Annotated in this window: 8 protein-coding genes; 3 read left to right on the top strand and 5 right to left on the bottom strand. The window is 62.8% G+C overall.

What is annotated here, in order from left to right; genetic code table 11:
• The first annotated feature begins 221 nt into the window (after positions 1-221).
• Both ACLRGI_RS19595 and ACLRGI_RS19590 read left to right on the top strand, forming a co-directional pair.
• Complete coding sequence (locus ACLRGI_RS19595; protein ID WP_419203173.1) at positions 222-1346, top strand: YihY/virulence factor BrkB family protein; 1125 nt, start codon at positions 222-224, stop codon at positions 1344-1346.
• Positions 1347-1366: 20 nt separating this feature from the next.
• A complete protein-coding gene (locus tag ACLRGI_RS19590; RefSeq protein ID WP_419203172.1) occupies positions 1367-1576 on the top strand; it encodes a hypothetical protein in 210 nt (69 codons plus the stop codon).
• 79 nt (positions 1577-1655) lie between these two features.
• Here ACLRGI_RS19590 and ACLRGI_RS19585 read toward each other — a convergent pair whose 3' ends face one another.
• From ACLRGI_RS19585 to ACLRGI_RS19570, 4 genes are all read right to left on the bottom strand, one after another.
• Positions 1656-1829 carry a hypothetical protein gene (locus ACLRGI_RS19585; RefSeq protein WP_419203171.1) on the bottom strand — a complete coding sequence of 58 codons (174 nt, stop codon included), beginning with the start codon at positions 1827-1829 and terminating at the stop codon, positions 1656-1658.
• Positions 1830-2079: 250 nt separating this feature from the next.
• On the bottom strand, positions 2080-2922 hold the full coding sequence (locus ACLRGI_RS19580) for a sugar phosphate isomerase/epimerase family protein (RefSeq protein WP_419203170.1): 843 nt from the start codon (positions 2920-2922) through the stop codon (positions 2080-2082).
• Positions 2919-4133: a dihydrodipicolinate synthase family protein gene (locus ACLRGI_RS19575; RefSeq protein ID WP_419203169.1), complete on the bottom strand. Its 1215-nt coding sequence runs from the start codon at positions 4131-4133 to the stop codon at positions 2919-2921. Before ACLRGI_RS19575 ends, ACLRGI_RS19580 begins: the two co-directional genes overlap by 4 nt.
• Complete coding sequence (locus ACLRGI_RS19570; protein ID WP_026543316.1) at positions 4133-5302, bottom strand: Gfo/Idh/MocA family protein; 1170 nt, start codon at positions 5300-5302, stop codon at positions 4133-4135. The genes ACLRGI_RS19575 and ACLRGI_RS19570 overlap by 1 nt, the downstream gene beginning before the upstream one ends.
• Positions 5303-5497: 195 nt before the next feature.
• Between ACLRGI_RS19570 and ACLRGI_RS19565 the strand changes: the two genes are divergently transcribed.
• The gene (locus tag ACLRGI_RS19565) at positions 5498-6535 is read left to right on the top strand and encodes a LacI family DNA-binding transcriptional regulator (protein ID WP_419203168.1); all 1038 of its coding nucleotides are present in this window, start codon (positions 5498-5500) and stop codon (positions 6533-6535) included.
• A 55-nt stretch (positions 6536-6590) separates the two neighbouring features.
• On the opposite strand, the gene ACLRGI_RS19560 is transcribed toward ACLRGI_RS19565, so the two are convergent.
• Positions 6591-7364 carry a sugar phosphate isomerase/epimerase family protein gene (locus ACLRGI_RS19560; protein ID WP_419203167.1) on the bottom strand — a complete coding sequence of 258 codons (774 nt, stop codon included), beginning with the start codon at positions 7362-7364 and terminating at the stop codon, positions 6591-6593.
• Between the last annotated feature and the right edge of the window lie 227 nt (positions 7365-7591).

Genomic DNA, 7591 nt, shown 5'->3' with positions numbered 1-7591 from the left:
CAATAGGACTTAATCATCTAGCAGTACACGTGGCCTAGCAGTACACCAGGCGCGCAGCGCGTTGGTCACTGGCGCAAAGAGTAGGGTCATCAGTGGTTCTCCGGGGTTGCAGGTTTTAATCATTGGGGATTAACCGGCGTGGGTGCTTCCGTAGTATTCATCAGCATGCTTACTATTGAAGGGTCAGTTGTTCGCGCAAACTACCCACGGACGAGTGCCCCATGACTACAAAAGACTCAGCCCACACCAGCACAGCCAAAGCGCAGAGTGCTCCTTCTCCAGAGGACTCGCGTAAACCGGACAGTCCCAATGATCTGGTGAAGCCCACTTGGATGTACGTTGCCAAGCGCACGTTGCGGGAGTTCACCAAGGATCAGTGTCCGGATGCCGCAGCAGGCCTGACCTACTACGCTGTCCTCTCGCTGTTTCCCGCGCTCTTGGCGCTGGTTTCGCTGATCGGCATCTTTGGCGATGCCGGGCGGACCACATCCTCGCTGCTGGATATCGTCCAACAGTTCGCCCCGGGGCCTGGCGTTGACGCCATGCGGCAGCCAATCGAGGAATTGACGCAGTCCAATACAGCCGGCTTAGCGTTGGTTTTCGGTATCCTGGTGGCGCTTTGGTCGGCGTCCGGCTACACCACAGCCTTCAGCCGGGCCATGAACCGTGTTTATGAAGTGGACGAGGGCCGTGGCTTCGTCAAGCTGCGCGGCACGATGCTCGCCGTCACCATTGTTGCCGTAGTAGGGGCAGCGCTCGCCGCAGCCATGCTGGTCCTCAGCGGCCCCGTGGCCGAGGCTATCGGAGGCGCTATTGGATTGTCGGAGACCGCACTCACTGTGTGGAACATCGCCAAGTGGCCGGTCCTCATCCTCATCGTGGTCGCCATCATCGCAGTGCTCTACTACTTCACCCCCAACGTCAAGCAGCCCAAGTTCCGCTGGATGAGCATGGGTTCATTCATCGCCCTGATCATTTTCGCCTTGGCGTCACTCGCTTTCGGGTTCTATGTAGCGAACTTCAGCAACTACAACAAGACGTACGGCGCCCTGGCAGGTGTCATCATCATGCTGCTGTGGCTCTGGATCCTGAATATGTCCCTGCTGTTCGGTGCGGAGTTCGACGCCGAGATGGAACGCGGACGCCAGTTGCAGGGCGGCATCGAGGCAGAAAAGAGCATCCAGCTGCCGCCGCGCGATACGAAGAAGAGCGACAAAATGCAGGAAAAGGAAGAAGAAGTTATTCGCCGGGGCGAGGAACTTCGCGAAACCCACGGGAAGGAAGCCCGTGGTGACGATTCCCGAGGAAACCAATCCAGCAGTAGCGATTCCCGGAAGAGCAAGTAGCGGGAATGGAGGATCTGGCCATGGCATCCGGTACCAAGAGCAAAAAGCTCAAAGCCATCAAGAACGGCGACAGCGTCCGGATCAGCGGTGAGGTTTTTCAGGTCGACTCCGTTGAGCCGCACGAGGACTCGCCGAATATCAGGCTGGAACTGAAAGGGCTCGACGGCGGATCGGTCACCTTCATCGGGCTGCCGAAGGCCAAGGTACAACTCGCTGCGCGAGCCTCCTGAGCAGAATCCTGAACAGGGGTACTGGCAAGGGTACTGGCAGGGGCTTCCCCCCTGATCCCGGGGGCCTCACCCTTGAAGTTCAGGCGTCTGCGGGAAAGCCCTGATCGGCGTCATCCCACCATCCTTCCCAGGCACTGGAGGTCAGGCGATCCGTAGCAATGGCGGGGGAGTGGCCGACGTTCGATTCGCTGGACGGGCCGTTGTTGCTGCCGCTGGCGTCGAGGAAGAAGTTGAGGGTCTTCAAGAGCATCATGGTGGTGTCCTTTCAGTGGTTTCGTGGACGTCTTTGTCCAGGTAAAACCAGCGTAGGTGGCCATTGTTTCCTGCCGTCGACGCAATGTTTCAGCCGTGTACCTTTTATCTCACCTGCCCATTCCGCGACTCACAGCGGACACACAAGCCGGCACCAAAAAGCGGGCCCCTGCCGTGACCTTGGCAGGGACCCGCTGGCTTTGGAGTGATCCTCCCGCGGAGCTTAGGGCATCCGCGGGAGGGTCACGTTGTTACGCGAACGGGAGGACGAGCTCCGCGTAGCGCTGCTTCATGGTGTCCAGGACGGTGTCGCCGTCGGCGTCCCAGATCTCCTGGTTGAAGATCTCAACCTCGATGTCGCCCTTGTATCCGGCGTCCCTGACCCAGGTGCCGATGGTCGCGAAGTCAATGACGCCGTCGCCCATCATGCCCCGGGACAACAGCGCGTCCGCAGCGATCGGCAGGTTGAAGTCGCACACTTGGTAGGAAGCAATGCGGTTCTCGAGGCCGGCACGTTCTATCTGTGCCTTCAGTTGCGGATCCCACCAGACGTGGAAGGTGTCGACGGCGACGCCCACAGCCTTCGCGTCGTACGGCGCGGCGAGGTCCAAGGCCTGGCCAAGGGTGGAAATCAGCGCGCGGTCGGCGGCGTACATCGGGTGCAGGGGTTCGAGCACCAGGCGCACGCCATTGGCCGAGGCGAAGGGGACCAGTTCCTCAAGCCTGTCGGCCACGCGTTGACGTGCAGCTACCACGTCCTTCTCACCCGGGGCGAGCCCGCCGACCACCAGGAAGAGCTCCTGTGTGTCCAGGGCTACTGCTTCGCGAACGGCTTCAAAGTTGTCGGCCAGGGCAGCTGCCTGTCCTTCAGCGTCGGCCGCCGTGAGGAAGCCGCCGCGGCACAGTGAGGAGACGCGGAGGCCGGCATCCTTGATCAACTTGGCTGCCTTATCCAGTCCAGCCTCGGCCACGCGGTCACGCCACGGTCCGATTGCGGGGATGCCGGCACGGGCGCAGCCATCCACTGCCTCGGCGAGCGTCCACTTCTTGGTGGTGGCACTGTTTAGCGACAGCCGGGAGAAGTCCGCGCTCATGCGCCCACCCCGTTGATTCGCAGGAAGTCAGACATCCGGAACGCGGCCAAGGACGGATCCTTCAACAGGCCGGCCTGGTCGGCCAGCTCGAAGGTCTTGGCCAGGTGCAGGACCGAACGGCCGGAGTGCAGCCCTCCCACCATCTGGAAGCCGGGCTGCTTGCCGTTGAGCCAGGACATGAAGGCGATCCCGGTCTTGTAGTAGAACGTGGGTGCGCTGAAGATGTGCTTTCCGAGCTCGCGGGTGGAGTCCAGGATCGCGCGCCCTTCGGCGCCTTGACCGGCGTCGTACTTCTGCAAGGCCACCGAAGCGGCAGGGTAGATGGCAGCGAAGATGCCCAGCAGGGCGTCCGAGTGGTGCGTCTGGTCGCCGTCGATCAATTCCGGGTAGTTGAAGTCATCGCCAGTGTACAAGCGCACATTGGAGGGAAGTGCGGCGCGCAGTGCGACCTCGTGCGAGGCATCAAGCAGCGAAACCTTCACGCCATCAACCTTGTCCGAGTGCTCGCGGATCAGGCTGAGGAACGTTTCGGTGGCCACGGAGACGTCGTCGGAGCCCCAGTATCCGGCCAGTGCGGGGTCGAACATGGTGCCGAGCCAGTGCAGGATGACGGGCTGGTCAACTTCCTGCAGGAGCGTCGAGTAGACGTGCAGGTAGTCGTCGGCGCCGTTGGCCACCTTCGCAAGGGCGCGTGAAGCCATGAGGATGACCTTGGGGCCGGCCTCACTGACGACGGCGATCTGCTCGCGGTAGGCGTCAATGACGGCCTGGATGCCCGCTGCACCCTCAGGAAGGGCAGTGATGTCCAGCTGATCGGTGCCTGCGCCGCAGGAGACGAGGTCGCGGACGGACTTGCCGCTGACGGCGGCGTTGCCTGCCGCAACAACGGAGGCGGCTTCCGCGCCGGTGCGCTTGATGAGCTGTTGGGTGGCTGCCCAGTCAAGGCCCATGCCCCGCTGTGCGGTATCCATTGCGTCAGCAACGCCCAGGCCGTAGGACCACAACTCGTGCCGGTATGCCAACGTGGCGTCCCAGTCGAGCTGGGCCGGTGCGCCGGGGGTGTTGTCGGCTGCGACCTCGGGGATCACGTGGGCTGCGGCATAGGCGCGGCGTGCCGTCAAAGGAGCGGCCGGCTTGGCCCACGAGGTGGCTGCCTGAAGGCGGTACTCGCGGGTGCCGCCGTCGTCGGTGGGAAGAATCAGTGACGTCATTAGAGGGTGATCTCCGGGATGTCGATGGTGCGGCGCTCGGCGGAGGACTGCAGGCCAAGTTCGGCCAGCTGCACACCGCGGGCTGCGGAAAGGAGGCCGAAGCGGTGCTCGCGTCCGGCGACGACGTCGCGCAGGAATTCTTCCCACTGCAGCTTGAAGCCATTGTCCAGTTCCGCGTTCGCGGGAACTTCCTGCCACTGGCTGCGGAACGATTCGGTGACGGGCAGGTCCGGGTTCCAGACGGGCTTGGGGGTGTGGGCGCGCTGCTGCGCAACGCACTTGTTCAAACCGGCGACGGCGGAACCGTGCGTGCCGTCGATCTGGAACTCAACCAGTTCGTCACGGTAGACGCGGACGGCCCAGGAAGAGTTGATCTGGCCGATGACGTCGTCGCCGCCCGGGGTTTCGAGCTCGAAGATGCCGTAGGAAGCGTCGTCAGCGGTGGCCTTGTATTCCTTGCCGGCCTCATCCCAACGTGCCGGGATGTGTGTGGCGGTCTTGGCGTTGACGCTCTTGACCTTGCCGATGATGCCTTCCAGGACGTAGTTCCAGTGGCAGAACATGTCCGTGGTCATTCCGCCGCCGTCTTCCTTGCGGTAGTTCCAGGACGGACGCTGGGCAGCCTGGACGTCGCCTTCGAAGACCCAGTAGCCGAATTCGCCACGGATGGAGAGGATGCGGCCGAAGAAGCCTTCGTCCACCAGGCGGCGGAGCTTGACCAGGCCGGGCAGGTACAGCTTGTCGTGCACAACGCCTGCAGTGACGCCGGCTTCCTTGCCGATCTGTGCCAACTCGATCGCCTCTTCGAGGGTCTCAGCCGTGGGCTTCTCGGTGAAGATGTGCTTGCCGGCACGCATGGCCTTCTTCAGGGTGGCTGCGCGGAGGCTGGTCATGGAGGCATCGAAGATGATGTCCACGGTGGGATCGGCGATCACGGCGTCCAGGTCCGTGGTCCACTCGGAAACCTTGTGAAGTTCGGCGAGTTCCCGGATCTTGGCTTCGTTGCGGCCAACGAGGATGGGCTCAACCTGGACTTTGGTGCCGTCTTCGAGGGTGAAGCCACCGGCGTCGCGGATGGGCAGGATGGACCGCAGCAAGTGCTGGCGGTAGCCCATGCGTCCGGTGATGCCGTTCATGGCGATGCGGATCGTCTTTGTTTCGTAGCCCATGTTTTCTCCAGTGCCTTGGGTGCCGGTCGCTTTGCGGAACCGGTGCTTGCTGTCTTCGTGTGGGAAAGCGCATTCCCGCTGGTATCGATCATGCACTAAGGCGCGCCGCATTGGCAAGCGCTTTCCCAAAAATTGGAGAGAACTGCCATAATTTCCTTAGCGCCAGTCCCGACGCTTGCAGAAAAGGAGTGCCTTGTGGCCGCCAGCACACTGAGTGAAGTTGCCCGACTGGCCGGGGTCTCCCTGGCAACAGCATCACGCGTCCTGAACGGCTCATCCCGCAAGCCGGCCGAGGACATCGCAGAGCGCGTCCGCGCAGCCGCCGACAAACTCGGCTACGTTCCCAACGCCCAGGCGCAGGCGTTGGCGAAGTCCAGTTCAGGTTTGATCGGCCTCATTGTTCATGACATCGCCGACCCCTACTTCTCCGCGATCGCCCGCGGCGTCCAAGAAGCAGCCCGCCAACAAAATCGCATGGTGTTGCTGGCCAGCACGTCCGGCGCCGCGCAGGACGAAAAAGAAGCAGTGGCCGCCTTTGCCGCGCGGCGTGCCGACTCAATTGTGATCGCCGGCTCCCGCTCCGTCCGCGCCGAAGACAAGCAAGGCAACATTGAACTCGCCGCCGAGTTGGACCGCTACTGCCGCAACGGCGGGCATGTGGGCGTAGTGGGCCACCCGGTTGTTGGCGCCTCCACCACCGAGGGCTACCACGTGGTGAAAGTCCCCAACGAGGAGCTCGCCGCTGGCCTTGCTGCTGAATTGGCAGCTGCGCATGACGGAGAATTCCTGATAGTTGCGGGTCCTGAAGGGCTGTACACCTCAGATGACCGGGTCCGCGGTTTCCAGCGCGGGCTCGCCGACGCTGGCAGGCCCGCAGCGGAGGTCGTCCGCACCGGTTTCAACCGTGCCGGAGGTTATGACGCCGGTACTGCGCTCGCCGATGGGATCAAGTCCTCCGAAGAGAGGCTTTGTATTTTCGCGGTGAACGATGTCATGGCCATCGGCGTTACCGCTGCGCTTCGGCCCGAGGGCGTATGGATCCCGAGGGATGCCACCATCGCGGGCTTTGACGACATTGAAACGCTGCGCGACTTCCGTCCTGCCTTGTCCACGGTGCATCTGCCTCTGGAAGACATCGGGCGCCTGGCCGCCGGAGACCCGGACACCCCGCCCGTGAGCGGCGCAGTGAAGCTCCGCCGCAGCACCGAAGCGCCGGCCGAATCACAAGTTTGACCAGGTTGGCAGGGTGGCGGCCCAGTTGACCGCACCCTGTGCCGCTTGGCGGTTTCTAGTCCTCACCAAGAGTGATGGTGTGCAGGAACGCGGCGTCGTTGAGGACGTTATCCGGAAGGTCGTCCTGGACAAATTCCATCATGATGTCCATATCCTTCCCGTTGCCACGCAAGACATCGGTGACGGTCTGCCAAAGTAGCTTCCGGTTCCTTAAGGGAAAGCGTTCCGCTTCGGGGCCCCATGAGAAACAGTGCACGCCCACCAGATGCGGCAAGACCTCATGGAGGGACTCAAGCGCCTGCTTGTCCGAAAGCCCGACGGCGGGCTGCCAGTAGGTGCCCACGTTGGCGTGATTCACCCGGTTCAGTAAGTCGAGGGTGGTTGCGGAGGAGTCGGTGAGGGTGTTGCCGTGATATTCAAAAGCAACGGCGATGCCGCGTTCGGCCGCCGAATCCGCAATTCGCCGGGTGTCCTCGACCACGGCGTCCCAGTGGTCCGCAGTGGCTTCGGCCGAGCCAAGTTCTCCGGCCCAGACGCGGATCCTGGGAGCACTCAGTGCAGTGGCAAGATCCAGGGTGCGCCCGAAATCCCCGAACGAGCCGCAACGGTAGTAGGAGCCGAGAGAGAGCACGCTAAGCCCGGCCGCCAGAGTGGCTTCCTTAGCGTGTGCCGCTGAACCGGCGTCGCTGACGTGAACATCAGTACCCCACTCGATGCCGGCCAGGCCTGCGCTCGAGGAAATCCGGACCACATCGTCTATCCCGTGCGAACGGAGGGTGACGGAACAAATGCCGGGCGTGAGGTCAGCCAGAGTGGTGAGGTCGATCATGTTCAAAGGATATCGGGAATGCGCTTACCCAGTAAGGGCGTATCGCCTGTTGAACACTTCCGCACCCTTTCCCGCCGCGCGCTCCTGTTAGGCGCTGGCGGCGCACCCGTACCCGCCTGGCGCACCAGAGATTACGGGCGCAATCGGCGGAAGGGGTGCGGTAGCAGGTACCCCTGCCCAAGAAGGGGAGAGCTGGGTGTCTACGGTGAGTCCCGGCGGTGCACCCT

The sequence above is a fragment of the Paenarthrobacter sp. PPS72 genome, from assembly GCF_048537125.1.
In the GTDB taxonomy this organism is placed as follows: Bacteria; Actinomycetota; Actinomycetes; order Actinomycetales; family Micrococcaceae; genus Arthrobacter; species Arthrobacter nitroguajacolicus_E.
The sequence above is the reverse complement of the archived record's forward strand: the minus strand, read 5'-3'. Positions and strand labels throughout refer to the sequence as shown.